Genomic DNA, 14939 nt, shown 5'->3' on the forward strand with positions numbered 1-14939 from the left:
TGGCGCCACTTTCCAAGCGCCGCCGACCGTGAGCCCACCCGACCTGCCCACCGCCCCGCCCCGCCGTTCCAGTGCCGACCGCTTCATCGACCTCACCGCCAAGCTGTCACTGGCACTCGGGGCGCTGGGCATCGTCTGGTGCCTGTTCCAACTGCTGATGGTGGTCCTGCTCGGGCGCCTGGACATCGTCGCGCTGATGCAGCGCGACGGCCTGGTCATCCCGGACTGGATCCAGTGGACCGACGCGCATGCCTTCAGCCTGAGCGTGGCGCTGCTGCTGTTCTGCATCGCCTTCGTCGTGGTGTGCTGGGCCATGCTCAAGCGCCATGAATGGGGCCGCATCGGCTTCATCGTGTTCCTGCTGCTGGTCGCGCTGGGCAACTTCGCCTTCATCCCGGTGATGGACAGCATGTTCAACAGCATGCTGACGATCTTCCCTGCCGACTTCCTCAGCTCGCCGCAGGGCGCCGAGATGCGCGCGCAGATGGCCTTCAGCCGCTGGAGCCTGCTGATCACCCTGCTGGTGAGTTCGCTGGCGATCGCGGCATTGCATGGTTGGCTGGCGATCAAGCTGCAACGGCGCGACGTCCGCGACCTGTTCCACTGAGTTCCCCGGAGTTCCCATGTCGCACTCGTTCCGGACGCGCCTGCTGGCCCTGCTTGCCGCGCTGCTGCTTCCCACCCTGCCGGCGATGGCGGCTACGCCACTGGCCTGCGGCATCTACCAGGCCGTCGATGGCGGTGCCCGCTTCATCGTGGAGAGCAACCACCAAGCCGTGCGCATCTACGACGGCCAGCCACCGACCCGCTACCTGATCCGCCAGCAGGGCCAGACCCTGCATGCGGCCGACCTGTCCAACGGCTTCAGCGCCGACTACACGCTCAGCGCCGATGGCAAGCGTATCGGCGGCCTGCTCGGCGACTACGTGCTGGAAAGCACGGCGCGCTGCAACGCCTCCCCCGCCGCGCCGGCCAACAGCTGCCGCGCCGACATCGACGGCTGCATGGACAGCGCCTACAGCGCCCCCCCGGTGCAGTTGAAGCAATGGTGTCAGGAGGACCTTCCGTTCGCCTGCGAACGCCTGCTGTCCAGCTACGTCGAGCAGGCGCGTACCGGCCAGCCGTCGAACCTGCCCGAGCCGGACCTGGCCGAGCCGGCGGTCTGCAGGGAAGGCACACCGGCCTTCGACGAAGCCGCCTGCCGTGCCGCCGCGCGCGAGGCGCTGGGCCTGGCGCTGGCCAAGGCCATGGCCGGCACGCTGGCCGGTGGGCCGGCGCCCGCGCTGCCCGCCGTGCAGCTGGACGAGGTGCTGCAGCTGTGCCAACGCCACCCCGACGCCGGTTTCTGCGGCAAGGTGGCCGACGCGCATCTGGATGCCGGCCGGTACCCGGGTGCCCGCGAGGCGCTGCAGCAGGCCTGCGCCGCTGGCGGCGAGGAACGCACCTGCCGGCGCGCCCAGGCGCTGGCCGCGGTGGACGTCGCCGACCTGACCGCGGTAGCGGCAACGGCCCTGCCGTGCGGCGACTATGCCGCCAGCACCGGCCTGATGGATGCCCTGTCCTTCGCTGACCAGGGCCTGGTATCGATGTCCGGCAACAGCGTGCTGCGTGCCCGCCTGGAAGGCGGTGCGGTGCGGATACGCCACGACAAGGGCGGCGACTTCGTGCTGCAGCCCCTGGCCAGCGGCCAGCTGCTGGGCGTGGACGAATGGAACCGCTACGCGCTGTACCAGCGCACCGGCGGCGCCACCCACTGCAGTGCCCCGGTCGCATACGCCGAAACCCCGCTGCAGCAGGATTGCCCGGCCGGTACCGATCCACAGGCCTGCTGCGCCGCCGGCAAGCTGCAGGGCTGCAACACGCTGGGCCATCGCAAGGCGCTGGCCGGCGACTGGGCCGGTGCCGCCCCGTACTACCAGACGCTGTGCCGGGCAGGCGTCCGCGCCGGGTGCGAGAACCTGCGCAGCGTCTACGAGCACACCGGCGATGAGGACATCCCCGGCAAGCTGCTGGCCCTCTGCAAACAGGACGGCACCGGCAGGCACGTGGCCTGCGACCTGTACGAAACCACCGATTGGGCCATGCTTGGCATGGGCGCGCGGCTGATGCAGGCCGTCGAGCCCGCCGCGGCGGATGACGCACCGGCACAGGCCGGCAACCGCACGTCCCATCGCAAGTAAACTCCGCCCGCCAGCCCGTCGGCAGCCCGCACCCGAGTACCCACATGAACGATTTCGACCGCGTACGCGACTACCTCACCGGCCTGCAGGACCGCATCTGCGCCGCCATCGAGCAGGCCGACGGCCAGGCCCACTTCATCGAGGACCGCTGGCAGCGCGCCGAGGGGGGCGGTGGGCGCACGCGCGTGCTGCGCGAAGGCGCGGTGTTCGAACAGGCCGGCATCGGCTTTTCCGACGTGGCCGGCACCCGCCTGCCGCCGTCAGCCTCGGCCAGCCGCCCGGAGCTGGTTGGTGCCTCGTGGCGCGCCTGCGGGGTGTCGCTGGTGTTCCACCCGCGCAACCCGTACCTGCCCACCACGCATGCCAACGTGCGCTACTTCCAGGCCGAACGCGACGGCGAGAAAGTCGCCGCCTGGTTCGGCGGTGGCTTCGACCTGACCCCGTTCTATCCGTTCGACGAGGACGTGCGGCAATGGCACGGCGTGGCCCGTGATCTGTGCGCGCCCTATGGCGACACCCGTTACGCCGAGCACAAGCGCTGGTGCGACGAGTATTTCTTCATCAAGCACCGCAACGAGACGCGCGGCGTGGGCGGGCTGTTCTTCGACGACCTGCACGCCGATTTCGACACCGACTTCGCCTACCTGCGTGCGGTCGGGGACGGCTTCCTCGATGCTTACCTGCCGATCGTCGAACGCCGCAGGGACACGCCGTACGGCGAACGCGAGCGCGAGTTCCAGCTGTATCGCCGTGGCCGCTACGTCGAGTTCAACCTGGTCTACGACCGTGGCACGCTGTTCGGCCTGCAGAGCGGCGGCCGCAGCGAGAGCATCCTGATGAGCCTGCCCCCGCGCGTACGCTGGGAGTACGGCTTCCAGCCGGAGACCGGCAGCGACGAGGCACGCCTGGCCGAGTACCTGGTCCCGCGCGACTGGCTGGCCGGCTGAGGCTACAGCCCCGGCGGCGCGTCCGGCGCGAACCTCGACAGCACCCCTCCCCAACCCTCCCCTGCCGCGCAAGGGAGGGGGCAGAAGCAGAGTGCGCGGTGACAGGTCGCACGGTGATCTGATCGATCGCATCGAACCGCTCCCTCCCTTGCGCAGCAGGGGAGGGCTGGGGAGGGGTAGCTTCTGCTTCTGCCCGCACCACCTCAGGCCTTGCGCAGGAAGGTGATGTGCCCATTGATCTCCAGCAGCGCCAGGTCCACCTCGTCGATGTTCTCGCAGCCGGCATCACGCATGGCCCGCGAGAAGTCCGCCTTGCTCACCAGCTCGCGCTGCAACACCCTGTGCAGCACCTGCCCATGCCGGGCCAGCACCACCGGCTCGCCATCGATCACGCGCTCCACCGCCGGGCTGCGGGTGGTCACCCAACCCACGAAGTAATTGAGCACGATCAACGTCGCGGCCAGGATCAACCCACCGCCCAGCGACGTGTCCTGCCCCAGCAAGGCGTTCTGCACCGCGTTGCCGAGCAGGATCAGCAGCAGCATGTCGAACGGGGTGAACTGCCCCAGCGCGCGCTTGCCGGCCACCCGCACCATCGTCAACACGACCACGTACACCACCACCGCGCGCAGGATGAACTCCCACCACGGCATCGACAGCGCGAACAGGTCCGGCATTCCTCGTCTCCCGACTATGCGTCGCCCCCATGCTCGGGCGATGCCCATCAACACGGTGCGACGACCGGCACCGGAGCAGGCCGGCGGTTCCAGGATCGCCAAAAAAGAAGCCCCGCCGACCAGGGGGGGGTCGACGGGGCCGGGGAGCGGGTATTTGGGGAGGAATCCCCGCTCCGAGATCTGCTCCAGGGGATGGGAGAGATCCGCGACAGGTATTGCGCCTGTCGAGGGCTATATCACCACTACGAACCTTGACGGTTCGTGAAGAATCCAAGCCTTTTCAAAACAAATTAAGGATGGATTCATCGCATTGACGCCAAACGGTTTTTTGAATGCGCAGGGATATAACGAAGTGTTTCAATTGAATCGAGATTCGAGTTAATAATTTGGAAAATTAGTGAGCTTCGTCCCAGTTTTCCCCGATGCCGGTATCCACCACCAGCGGCACACGCAAATTCGCCGCCGCTGACATCCGGGCCTCCACTTCGGCCTGAAGTGTCTGGATGAATGCGCTGTCCGCCTCGAACACCAGTTCATCGTGCACCTGCAGGATCATCTTGGCGCGGTCGGCATGGTCGGCCAGCCAGCCATCCACGCTGACCATCGCACGCTTGATGATGTCCGCCGCGGTGCCCTGCATCGGGGCGTTGATCGCCGCACGCTCGGCACCGGCACGCAGGCCCTGGTTGCGCGCGTGGATGTCGTTGAGGTACAGCCGGCGGCCGAACAGCGTCTCCACGTAGCCCTGCTCGCGTGCCTGCACGCGCATGCGCTCCATGAAGTCGCGTACCGCCGGGTAACGGCTGAAGTACAGCGCCACGTAGTCCTGCGCCTGGCCACGGTCGATGCCCAGGTTCTTGGCCAGGCCGAACGCGCTCATGCCGTACATCAGGCCGAAATTGATCGCCTTGGCGGCGCGGCGCTCGTTCGGCGTCACCTCCTCCAGCGCGCGCCCGAACACCTCGGCGGCGGTGGCGCGGTGCACGTCGGCGCCCTGCTCGAAGGCACGGATCAGGCCCGGGTCCTCGGACAGGTGGGCCATGATCCGCAGCTCGATCTGCGAGTAGTCGCAGGCCATCAGCTTGCGCCCCGGCGGGGCGACGAAGGCTTGGCGGATGCGGCGGCCGTCCTCGGTGCGGATCGGGATGTTCTGCAGGTTCGGGTCGGACGAGGACAGCCGCCCGGTCGCCGCGCCGGACTGGTGGTAACTGGTGTGCACGCGGCCGGTGTCCGGGTTGACCATCTCCGGCAGCTTGTCGGTATAGGTACTGCGCAGCTTGGCCAGCCCGCGGTACTCCAGGATCACGCGCGGCAGCTCGTGCTGCTCGGCGATCGCCTCCAGCGCCTCCTCGTTGGTGCTGGGCTGGCCCTTGGGCGTCTTCACCAGCGCCGGCAGGCCCAGTTCGTCGAACAACACCGCCTGCAGCTGCTTGGGCGAGTCCAGGTTGAAGGTGTGCCCGGCCAGCTCGGTGGCTTTCTGCTGGGCGGCCAGCATGCGCGCGGACAGGTCGCTGCTCTGCCGCTTCAGCTCGGCCGCGTCGATCGCCACGCCATTGGCCTCGATGCGCGCCAGCACCGGTACCAGCGGCATCTCGATCTCGCGGTACACCTTTTCCAGCGACGGCTCGGCCGCCAGCTGCGCCGACAGCACGCGGTGTAGGCGCAGGGTGATGTCCGCGTCCTCGGCCGCATAGGCGCTGGCCTCGTCGATGCCCACCTGCGAGAACGGGATCTGCTTGGCCCCCTTGCCGGCGACCTCCTCGAACTTGGTGGTGGTGTAACCCAGGTAGCGCTGCGCCAGCGAATCCATGTCGTGGCGGGTGGCGGTGGAATTGAGCACGAAGCTTTCCAGCATGGTGTCGTCGGCATAGCCGCGCACCTCGATGCCATGCCTGCGCAGCACGTGGATGTCGTACTTGCCGTGCTGGCCGAGCTTCTTCCTGCCGGCGTCCTCGAGCAACGGACGCAGCGCATCGAGCACCTGCTGCATCGGCAGCTGCGCCGGCGCGCCCGGGTAGTCATGGCCGACCGGGATGTAGGCGCCCTTGCCCGGTTCCACGGCCAGGCTGATCCCGACCAGGTTGGCGCGCATCGCATCCAGCGCGTCGGTTTCGGTATCGAAGGCGAACTCCTCGGCACCCTGCAGGCGTTCCACCCAGGCCTGCAGCTGCCCGGCGGTCAGCACGGTCTCGTACTCGCCCTTGGCCGCCAGCGCCGGGTCGGTGCCGGCGGCCGGCGCCGTGTCACCGGCCTTGGCGTAACCGGCGGCGGTGCCGCGCAGGCTGACCTTGGCATCGTCGGCGGCGGCCGGGGCGGCCACGCCACCGAGGTCACGCAGCGCCTGGGTGAAGCCATAACGCGCGTACAGCGCGCGCAGGCTGTCCGCGTCCTGCTCGCGCAGCTGCAGGTCGCGCGGGCCCTGTCCCAGTGCCACGTCGGTACGGATGGTGACCAGCTCGCGGTTGAGCGGCAGGCGCGGCAACGCGGCGCGCAGGTTCTCGCCGATCTTGCCCTTCATGGTCGGGGCGGCGGCGATCACGCCGTCCAGGTCGTTGTATTCGGCCAGCCACTTGGCGGCGGTCTTGGGGCCGCACTTCTCCACGCCGGGCACGTTGTCCACGGTGTCGCCCATCAGCGCCAGGTAATCGACGATCTGGTCGGCGCGCACGCCGAACTTGTCCATCACCGCCGCATCGGAATCGGTGCGGCTGCCGGTCATGGTGTTGACCAGCACCACGCCCGGACGTACCAGCTGGGCGAAATCCTTGTCGCCGGTGGAAATGGTCACTTCCAGCCCGTCCCTGGCCGCGGCCAACGCCAGCGTGCCAATCACGTCGTCGGCTTCCACGCCGTCCACGCGCAGGATGTCGATGCCCAGCGCCTGCACGATGTCGCACATCGGCTGTACCTGCGCGCGCAGGTCGTCGGGCATCGGCGGACGATTGGCCTTGTACTCGGCGTACATCTCGTCACGGAAGGTCTTGCCCGGTGCGTCGACCACGAAGGCGACGTACTCGGGCTTTTCCTTCAGCGTGGCACGCAGCATGTTGACCACGCCGAACAGCGCCCCGGTGGGCTCGCCGGCGGCGTTGGACAGCGGCGGGAGCGCGTGGAACGCGCGGTACAGGTAACTGGAACCGTCAATCAGGACTAATCTGCTCATGTGCCGATTCTACGCGGCGGACCGTTTTCCGACGTGCACGGGCATAATCGAATCCACGCCGAAACAAGGAATCCCGTCATGAAGCAGCTGCTGTTGATCCCCCTGCTGGCCCTGGCCGGCTGCGCCACCCTGGGCGCCGGCTCCCCGCCGGTGGACGTCTCAGGCGCCGACGTGACCAGCAAGGCCATGGACAACGGCGACACGGTCGAGGAATACCGGGTCGGCGGCGTGCTGCGCATGGTCAAGGTCACCCCGGCGCGTGGCGCACCGTTCTACATGTACGACCGTGACGGTGACGGCCGCATGGACAGCGACAAGGACGGCACCAAGCCGGTGTACTGGAAGCTGTACAGCTGGTAATGACGGGCACGGATCGCCGCGTCGCCTGCCTGCGGCAGGAGCGGCGCGGTGGCCATGCGATCACGGTGGTGGGACTGCGGCCCTGGCACGGCTGAGGGGCGAAACAGCGCCTCGCGGGCTTGCCCGGCTGCAGTTTCGCGGGGACCGGGGCTTGCCCCTCCCCAGCCCTCCCCCGCTGCGCAGGGGAGGGGCAGAACGCCCCGCGACGGCGGGGCCGCAGGCCGGGATGCACTCCCGGCCCCTTGCACATGACTCAGCGGATCACCAGCACTGGCACGGTGCTGCGCGCCAGCACTTCGGCGGTCTGGCTGCCGAGCAGCACGCGGGTGACGCCGCGACGGCCGTGCGAGGTCATCACCAGCAGGTCGCTGCCACAGGCCGTGGCGGTATCGATGATGCCGTCGGCTGCGTAGCGGTCCAGCACGTGGTGCGGCTGCACGTTGGCCACGCCGGCCGCACGTGCGGCGGCAACCGCCGGCTCCAGGATCTTCTGGGCGCCGGCCTCACGGTCCTTCTTGTACTCGGGGCTGGCCTCGTAGCCGGCGCTCCAGCCCATGGCGTCGTACATGCCCACCGCCCACGGCTCGGACACGGTGACGATGTCGACCTGGGCGCCCAGCTGGGCGGCCAGTTCCAGGCCCTTCTGCAGGCCCTTGGCGGCCAGCTCGGAACCGTCGGTGGCAATCAGGATGCGCGTGTACATGGCAGTTCTCCTCGGTGAAGGGTGGACAGTTACCATTGCACATCGGATGTTGCGGTTCCGCATTGAGCCAGATCAAACATTGCCTCACTGCAGCACATTCACCCGCCAATGCGCCCCCTCCGGCTGCCAGTCGAACGCGACCGGCAGGAACTTCTCGATCAGGCGCGCATTGCTGTGCAAGTGCGCGCTGATCTGCCCGGTGCTGAAGCTGCCGCCCCCGGCCAGCGCCATCGGCAGCAGCAGCTGGTCGGACAGGTGCTCGCCGACGCAGGCCTCGCCCTGCAGGTAGGCCTGCACGGCATCGGCCAGGCGCATGCCGACCTGCTCGGCCGACAGCCCACGCTCGCCATGGCCATCGAACAGCTCCACGTGCGCGCCATGCCGCACCGTCACCGCCGCGACATTGCCCGGCCCCAACGCCGGCCGCACCACCTGCAGGTGGCGCGGATGGGTATCCACGCCCAGGCGCCTGCCCAGCACGTCCAGCTCGCGTTGGCCGATGGCCGCCGCCAACCCTGAGACCAGCACCGATGCCTCCATTGCCTGCAGCGGCCCGCGTTGCTCGAACGCGCACGCGGACAATCCCGTGCAGGGCTGCACCTCCAGTTCCAGCTCACCGCCTCCGGCCGGGAAGAACCCATGCCGCTGCAGCTGCAACTGCGCCTGCACGCCCAGGCGTGCCAGCGCCGGCAGGTAGCAGCGGTCCAGGAAGTCCGCGCTCGGTGCCAACGGGTTATGGGTGCCACCCTCCACGCGTATGCGCGAAGGCGCCGGTGCCTGCCACAAGGCCGGCAGCAGGGTCTGCAACACCAGCGTGGCCGAGCCCGCGCTGCCGATGGCGAAGTGGTAGTCACCGGCCTGCACCTCGCCCGGTTCGAAGCGCAGCGTGGTCGCTCCCAGCGTGGCACCCTCCACCCGCGCATTACCCACTCGCGCCGCCGCGGTCACCGCGGTCAGGTGCTGGCGCATCAGTCCCGGGCGCCTGCGCATGGCGCGGATGCCCTGCAGGGTGAAGCCAGTGCGGGTGCACAGGCTCAGGCTGAGCGCCGAGCGCAGCAACTGCCCGCCACCCTGGCTTCCGTCGATTTCAATCATGTCCATGTTCCTGCCTTCCTTCGGCGCCCCACCGTAGTGGGGCGCACGCGCCTTTCATCCCTTCACGCAGACCACCTGACGCAGGGTATGCATGATCTCCACCAGGTCACGCTGCGCCTCCATCACCGCCTCGATGGGCTTGTAGGCGGCCGGTGACTCGTCCACCACCTCGGCGTCCTTGCGGCACTCCACGTGCGCGGTGGCCTTGATGTGGTCCTCCACGCTGATCAGCTTGCGCGCCTGGGTACGGCTCATCACGCGGCCGGCGCCGTGGCTGCAGCTGTGGAAGCTGTCCTCGTTGCCCAGCCCGCGCACGATGAAGCTCTTGGCCCCCATGCTGCCGGGAATGATGCCCATCTCGCCCTTGCGCGCACTCACCGCCCCCTTGCGGGTCACCAGCACATCCTTGCCGAAGTGGTGCTCTCGGTTGACGTAGTTGTGGTGGCAGTTGACCGCCTCGGCCTGGGCCTCGAACGGCTTGCCAATCACCGTGCGCGCCGCGGCGACCACGTTGCGCATCATGATCTCGCGGTTCATGCGCGCGAAGCGCTGCGCCCAGTCCACCGCGAACACGTAGTCACCGTAATGCACGCTGCCTTCCGGCAGGTAGGCCAGGTCCTGGTCGGGCAGGTTGATCATCCAGCGACGCATTTCCTGCTTGGCCAGCTCGATGAAGTAGGTGCCGATGGCATTGCCGACGCCACGCGAGCCGGAGTGCAGCATGAACCACACGCGCTGCTCCTCGTCCAGGCACACCTCGACGAAGTGGTTGCCGGTGCCCAGCGTCCCCAGGTGCTTGAGGTTGTTGGTGTTCTTCAGCTTGGGGTGACGCTCGCAGATCAAGGCGAAGTCAGCAGCAAGCTGCGACCAGCCTTCGATGGCCAGCGCCGGTGGCGTATCCCAGCTGCCCTTGTCACGGCCGCCACGGGTCACGCTGCGACCATGCGGCACGGCCCGCTCGAGCGCACTGCGCAATGCCGAGAGGTTGTCGGGCAGGTCGCTGGCGGTCAGCGTGGTGCGGGTGGCGATCATGCCGCAGCCGATGTCCACGCCAACCGCGGCCGGGATGATCGCGCCGATGGTCGGCACCACCGAGCCCACGGTCGCGCCCTTGCCCAGGTGCACGTCCGGCATCACCGCGACCCACTTGTGGATGAACGGCAACCGCGCGATGTTCTGCAGCTGCTCGCGTGCCTGCTCCTCCAGCGGCACGCCGCGCGTCCACAGCTTGATCGGTGCCGCGCCCGGCTCCTGGATGACGTTGTAGTTGAGAGTGTTCATGCAGGTGTTCCTGTCATCTTCAAATTCGAAAAGGTGCGGTGACAAAGGGTGGTGGAACCGTAAGCAGTGCCGGCATGGCCGACGCTGTCACCGGGAGTTGAACCCGACCCCGAAGGGTTATCCATGTAGTTCCACCGGCATTCACCGCGTGCAACGCTTGCCACGGGTGCCGGCCCGCGCGACGAGGGGTGAAGGAACATCCTGCTCTACCGGACTGAGCTACCACTGCGTTTCCACAGCGGGCGGGATTCGAACCCGCGACACGGAGCTTAAGAGGCTGTAGTTCCTTCGGCATTCGCGCATGCCGGCATTGAAGCAACTCCATGCTTCTGCATGAAGCCTTACGACGGGTGCCGCTGTGCACGACAAGGGTGATGGAACGTCTCGCTGCCATGCCACGCGGGCATGGCAGCGTTCCTGCTCTAACCACTGAGCTACCGGTGCATCGCGGCACCGGGCGGGAGTCGAACCCGCGACCTGGAGCGTCAAAGGCTGTAGTTCCATCGGCATTCATACACACCGACATTGAAAGGGTGGAAGCAGACGGCAAGGGGTGGAATGACGTCCGGAGTCGAACCGGAAGAACCCATGTAGTCAGACCGGCATCCGCCTTCTTCCATGAAAAATCCTGTTATCCAGGCCCGGCTGGCCCCATTGCCAGCCGGGCATCATTGCGACGACCTCCGTGTCGTCCCTACAAAGGCATTGCGGCCACCCGCTCCACCCAACGCGGGCGCTGTCCGGCGGGCAGGCTGGCATTGGCCAGCAACTCGAACACCGCATCGCTGAAACCGCCCACGTGCAGCACGTCCTCCCGCTCGACGGTCTGGCTGGTCGCCACCGGCTGCAGGTCGATGCAGACCAGCTGCGCCTGCGAGCAACGCGCCTTCAGCGCGGCCCACTCACGCAGGGTGGCGGTCGCACCGCTGCCACGGGTGTCACGCCAGCTTTCGTTGTCGGACACCAACACCAGCAGTTCCACCTGCGCACGCTTGCGGTTGAGGTAGGCCAGCGGTGCGCTCACCGACGTCCCCCCGCCATTGATGGCCAGCTGGCGAGCCAGGGTCATCACGCTGTCGCGCGGGTTCAGCGGCTGCGGGCGGACGTCCGTATCGAACGGCAACACCTGTGCCTGCGGGTGGCCACGCAACACGCAGGCCGCGATCAGCGCCGCCACGTCCACGCAACGCGCAGCCGAGGTGGCACCCTTGCGGTAGCCGGTGACCGGCGACTGCATCGACCCGGACACATCCACCGCCACCACCACGTTGCCCTGCAGCGCCGGCACCGATGCCGTGGCCAGTTCCATCGCATCCTGCAGCGCGTCCAGGATCGGACGCGGCAACGCAGCGGCGGCGTGGTAAGCCATCAGCAACTGGTACGGCAGCACCCGTGAACGGGCGATCTGCTGCGGGTCACGCAGCTTGGTGGCGACCACCTCCACCATCGCCGGGTCCTCGAACACCCCATGACGCGCGAACGTGTTGAGGTTCATGCGCAGCTGCTGCCATGACGCGTTGCGTGCCAGCATCGCCCACTGCGCGGCATCCAGCGGCAGCGCGGTGTAGTACTGGAACGGCAGGTCCGGCAACGCACCGCGCGGGTCACGCTTGAACGCCTCGTAGGCCTGCAGTTCCACCGGCAGCAACGCCTCGTCGTGCGGCCGCCCGATCACCCAGGCATACAGTGCTTCACGCGCGGCATCCTGCGGCTTGGGGTGGACCATGCGGATCACGTCGGCCAGCGACGGCTGCTGGCCGATCGCGGCATGGATGATCGCCTTCGGCGAGGCCTGTTCCAGCCACTGGCGCAACAGGCGCTTGGGCAGCGAGCCCAGCGAACGACGCCCCACCTGGCCACTGCGCATGATCTGCACGAACGTACGAAGCATGCGGCCGCTGTCGATCACCTGCGGGAAGGCCGCGGCGAAGGCGGCGCCATCGCGCACGCTCAGCGTCGCCAGCAGCAACGCCGGCATGTCCTTCATGTGGGCCACGGCATGTGCGTACACCGCGGTGCGGGCGACGAAGTCGGCATCCACCTCGGCGCACAGCGCCAGCACCTGTTCCAGCTGCGCCTCGGCGTCCCCGTAGAACGTGCTGCTGAGGCAGCCGGTGGCCGCAAACAGCGCCAGCGCCGCACGCGGGTCACGGGCATAGGCCAGCCCACCGGCTTCGTTGCGCGCCTGCGCCTTCGGCAGCAGCGCACCACGCAGGGATGCGAAAAGGGTTGCGTTGGCCATCTGGTACTCCTTGGCGGGAATGCCCGCGTCTTGTCCTGGCCCTATAAACGCAATCGCCGTGCCAACTTTTCGAAAATTATCTCAACTGATTGATTTAAATATCTATTTATTCATTTCAGGCGCTATCCCGTGCGCCACAAGCAATCCATTTCGTATACTTCCATATCGCTACTTATAGGAATGGATATGTCCAAGCGGCAGGTGGTGTTTGGCATGCTCGGCACCCAGCTCGATGCCGGCAGCGGACCGGGCCGCTGGGAGAAGTGGCGCCCCACCGTGGCCCTGGGCATGCACGAGGACTTCCAGCTCGACCGGCTGGAGCTGCTGCTGGACCAACGTCGCTTCGGCAAGCTGGCCCAGCAGGTCAAGGACGATCTGGCGCAGGTGTCGCCGGCCTCCGAGGTGCGTCTGCACGACAACTACCTGGTCGACCCGTGGGAGTTCGAGGGCGTGTACGCCCGCCTGCACGACTTCCTCGCCAGCTATCCGTTCCTGCCGGACGAAGAGGACTACTACGTCCACATCACCACCGGCACCCACGTCACCCAGATCTGCTGGTTCCTGCTGACCGAGAGCCGCCACTTCCCCGGTCGCCTGCTGCAGACCTCGCCGCCGCGCAAGCAGGCCAGTGGCGACCCCGGCAGCCATGCGGTGATCGACCTGGACCTGTCGCGCTACGACCACATCGCCCAGCGCTTCGCCCAGCAGCAGCTGCAGGACCGCGACCTGCTCAAGGGCGGCATCGCCACCCGCAACCCGGCGTTCAACCGGATGATCGAGCAGATCGAAACCGTGGCCACGCGTTCGCGCGCACCGATGCTGCTGATGGGGCCGACCGGCGCCGGCAAGAGCCAGCTGGCCAAGCGCGTGTTCGAGCTGAAGAAGAACAAGCATCAGCTGCCAGGCCGCTTCGTCGAGGTGAACTGCGCCACGCTGCGCGGCGATGGCGCGATGAGCACGCTGTTCGGGCATACCAAGGGGGCCTACACCGGCGCCAGCAGCGACCGCGCCGGCCTGCTGCGCTCGGCCGACAAGGGCCTGCTGTTCCTCGATGAGATCGGCGAACTCGGCGCGGACGAGCAGGCCATGCTGCTGCGCGCACTGGAAGAGAAGCGCTTCCTTCCGGTGGGCAGCGACCGCGAGGTGGAGAGCGACTTCCAGCTGATCGCCGGCACCAACCGCGACCTGCAGGACGACGTCCGCCAGGGCCGCTTCCGCGAAGACCTGCTGGCACGCCTGAACCTGTGGACCTACCAGCTGCCCGGGCTCGCCGAGCGCAGCGAGGACATCGAGCCAAACCTGGAGTTCGAGCTGGAGCGCTGGTCACGCGAACAGCACGAGCGCGTGCGCTTCAACGTCGAGGCACGTGCGAGATACCTGTCGTTTGCCACCAGCAGCGAAGCCACCTGGCGCGGCAACTTCCGCGACCTGGGAGCGAGCGTGGTGCGCATGGCGACCCTGGCCACGGCCGGACGCATCCAGATCGACGGCGTGGATGCGGAGATCACCCGACTGCGCGCGCAATGGCGAGGCGGCAATACGGCCTCGCCACTGGATGAACTCGTGGGGGAAGCAGCGGCGGCGCTGGACCGCTTCGACCGGGTGCAGCTGGAAGACGTGATCCGCGTCTGTCGGCGTGCCCCCTCGCTGTCGGCGGCGGGGCGCGAGCTGTTCGCCGTGTCGCGCACCCAGCGCGCAAGCACCAACGATGCGGATCGGCTGCGCAAGTACCTGGCGAAGTTCGGGCTGGATTGGGAGCAGGTGCGCGAACGCACCATTGGAAAATGAGGGGCGGCGTGAGGCATGAAGCGGAAGGCCTTACCCCTCCCCAACCCTCCCCTGCTGCGCAAGGGAGGGAGCAGTACGTGCAGTTCGATCCGATCGCCACAAAGCCACGCTCTTACCCCCTCCCTTTGGCGTAGCCAAGGGGAGGGCTGGGGAAGGCTAGCTTCTGCCCCTCAACCCAACAACGGCGGCACTTTCTGCTGCAACAGCCGTACCAACGCCGGTGCCATGAAGTCGTAGTCATCTGGAATTCCCAGGACGGCCACCCGCTTGTCGCGCAGCCAGCGCTGGAAGCGCTCGCCCAGCCGGCGCTTGTGCACCGGCTCCATCACCACGATCAGGTCCGCCCACTCCAGCAACTCGGGCGTCACCGGGTTCTCCGCCTCCGGCTTCAATCCGGCCGAAGCCGTCTCGATGCCGGGCCAGTCGGCAAACACCTGCTCGGCCGTGGGGCTGCGCAGCCGGTTCTGGCTGCACACGAACAGGACGTGACGGACCATGCAGCC

The 14939-nt window shown here is 67.7% G+C and carries 12 protein-coding genes; 5 read left to right on the forward strand and 7 right to left on the reverse strand.

The features are described 5' to 3' along the window. Positions 1-28 precede the first annotated feature (28 nt). From IB227_RS09130 to hemF, 3 genes are read left to right on the forward strand one after another with little or no spacing between them, the layout of a single operon-like run. A complete protein-coding gene (locus IB227_RS09130; protein WP_192287082.1) occupies positions 29-607 on the forward strand; it encodes a hypothetical protein in 579 nt (192 codons plus the stop codon). 16 nt (positions 608-623) lie between these two features. Next, the gene (locus IB227_RS09135; protein WP_192287083.1) at positions 624-2180 is read left to right on the forward strand and encodes a hypothetical protein; all 1557 of its coding nucleotides are present in this window, start codon (positions 624-626) and stop codon (positions 2178-2180) included. A 44-nt stretch (positions 2181-2224) separates the two neighbouring features. Beyond that, a complete protein-coding gene (gene hemF, locus IB227_RS09140; RefSeq protein ID WP_192287084.1) occupies positions 2225-3127 on the forward strand; it encodes an oxygen-dependent coproporphyrinogen oxidase in 903 nt (300 codons plus the stop codon). A 203-nt stretch (positions 3128-3330) separates the two neighbouring features. On the opposite strand, the gene IB227_RS09145 is transcribed toward hemF, so the two are convergent. Further along, positions 3331-3804 (reverse strand): YetF domain-containing protein, encoded by a 474-nt coding sequence (locus IB227_RS09145; protein ID WP_192287085.1) that lies wholly within the window; start codon positions 3802-3804, stop codon positions 3331-3333. 394 nt (positions 3805-4198) lie between these two features. Further along, entirely contained in the window at positions 4199-6967 is a 2769-nt protein-coding gene (gene polA / locus IB227_RS09150; RefSeq protein ID WP_192287086.1) for a DNA polymerase I, read from the reverse strand. Positions 6968-7045: 78 nt separating this feature from the next. Here polA and IB227_RS09155 point away from each other — a divergent pair, with 78 nt between their 5' ends. Beyond that, the gene (locus IB227_RS09155) at positions 7046-7327 is read left to right on the forward strand and encodes a DUF2782 domain-containing protein (RefSeq protein ID WP_132863855.1); all 282 of its coding nucleotides are present in this window, start codon (positions 7046-7048) and stop codon (positions 7325-7327) included. Between the two features lie 253 nt (positions 7328-7580). Here the strand turns inward: IB227_RS09155 and IB227_RS09160 are convergent, their stop codons facing one another. The 4 genes from IB227_RS09160 to IB227_RS09175 form a co-directional block, all read right to left on the reverse strand. Beyond that, a complete protein-coding gene (locus tag IB227_RS09160; protein WP_132863856.1) occupies positions 7581-8030 on the reverse strand; it encodes a universal stress protein in 450 nt (149 codons plus the stop codon). 84 nt (positions 8031-8114) lie between these two features. Beyond that, positions 8115-9131, reverse strand: coding sequence for an RNA 3'-terminal phosphate cyclase (gene rtcA / locus IB227_RS09165; protein ID WP_192287087.1), 1017 nt, complete (start codon positions 9129-9131; stop codon positions 8115-8117). 48 nt (positions 9132-9179) lie between these two features. Then, positions 9180-10406 (reverse strand): RtcB family protein, encoded by a 1227-nt coding sequence (locus tag IB227_RS09170; RefSeq protein ID WP_192287088.1) that lies wholly within the window; start codon positions 10404-10406, stop codon positions 9180-9182. A 694-nt stretch (positions 10407-11100) separates the two neighbouring features. Beyond that, complete coding sequence (locus tag IB227_RS09175; RefSeq protein WP_225591638.1) at positions 11101-12648, reverse strand: RNA-binding protein; 1548 nt, start codon at positions 12646-12648, stop codon at positions 11101-11103. 186 nt (positions 12649-12834) lie between these two features. Between IB227_RS09175 and rtcR the strand changes: the two genes are divergently transcribed. Continuing rightward, positions 12835-14436 (forward strand): RNA repair transcriptional activator RtcR, encoded by a 1602-nt coding sequence (gene rtcR, locus IB227_RS09180; RefSeq protein WP_192287089.1) that lies wholly within the window; start codon positions 12835-12837, stop codon positions 14434-14436. Between the two features lie 170 nt (positions 14437-14606). Here rtcR and IB227_RS09185 read toward each other — a convergent pair whose 3' ends face one another. Further along, positions 14607-14933, reverse strand: a complete 327-nt coding sequence (locus IB227_RS09185) for a low molecular weight protein tyrosine phosphatase family protein (RefSeq protein ID WP_192287090.1) — start codon at positions 14931-14933, stop codon at positions 14607-14609. Positions 14934-14939: the final 6 nt, after the last annotated feature.

The sequence above is a fragment of the Stenotrophomonas sp. STM01 genome (assembly GCF_014852135.1).
GTDB classification, from domain to species: Bacteria; Pseudomonadota; Gammaproteobacteria; order Xanthomonadales; family Xanthomonadaceae; genus Stenotrophomonas; species Stenotrophomonas capsici.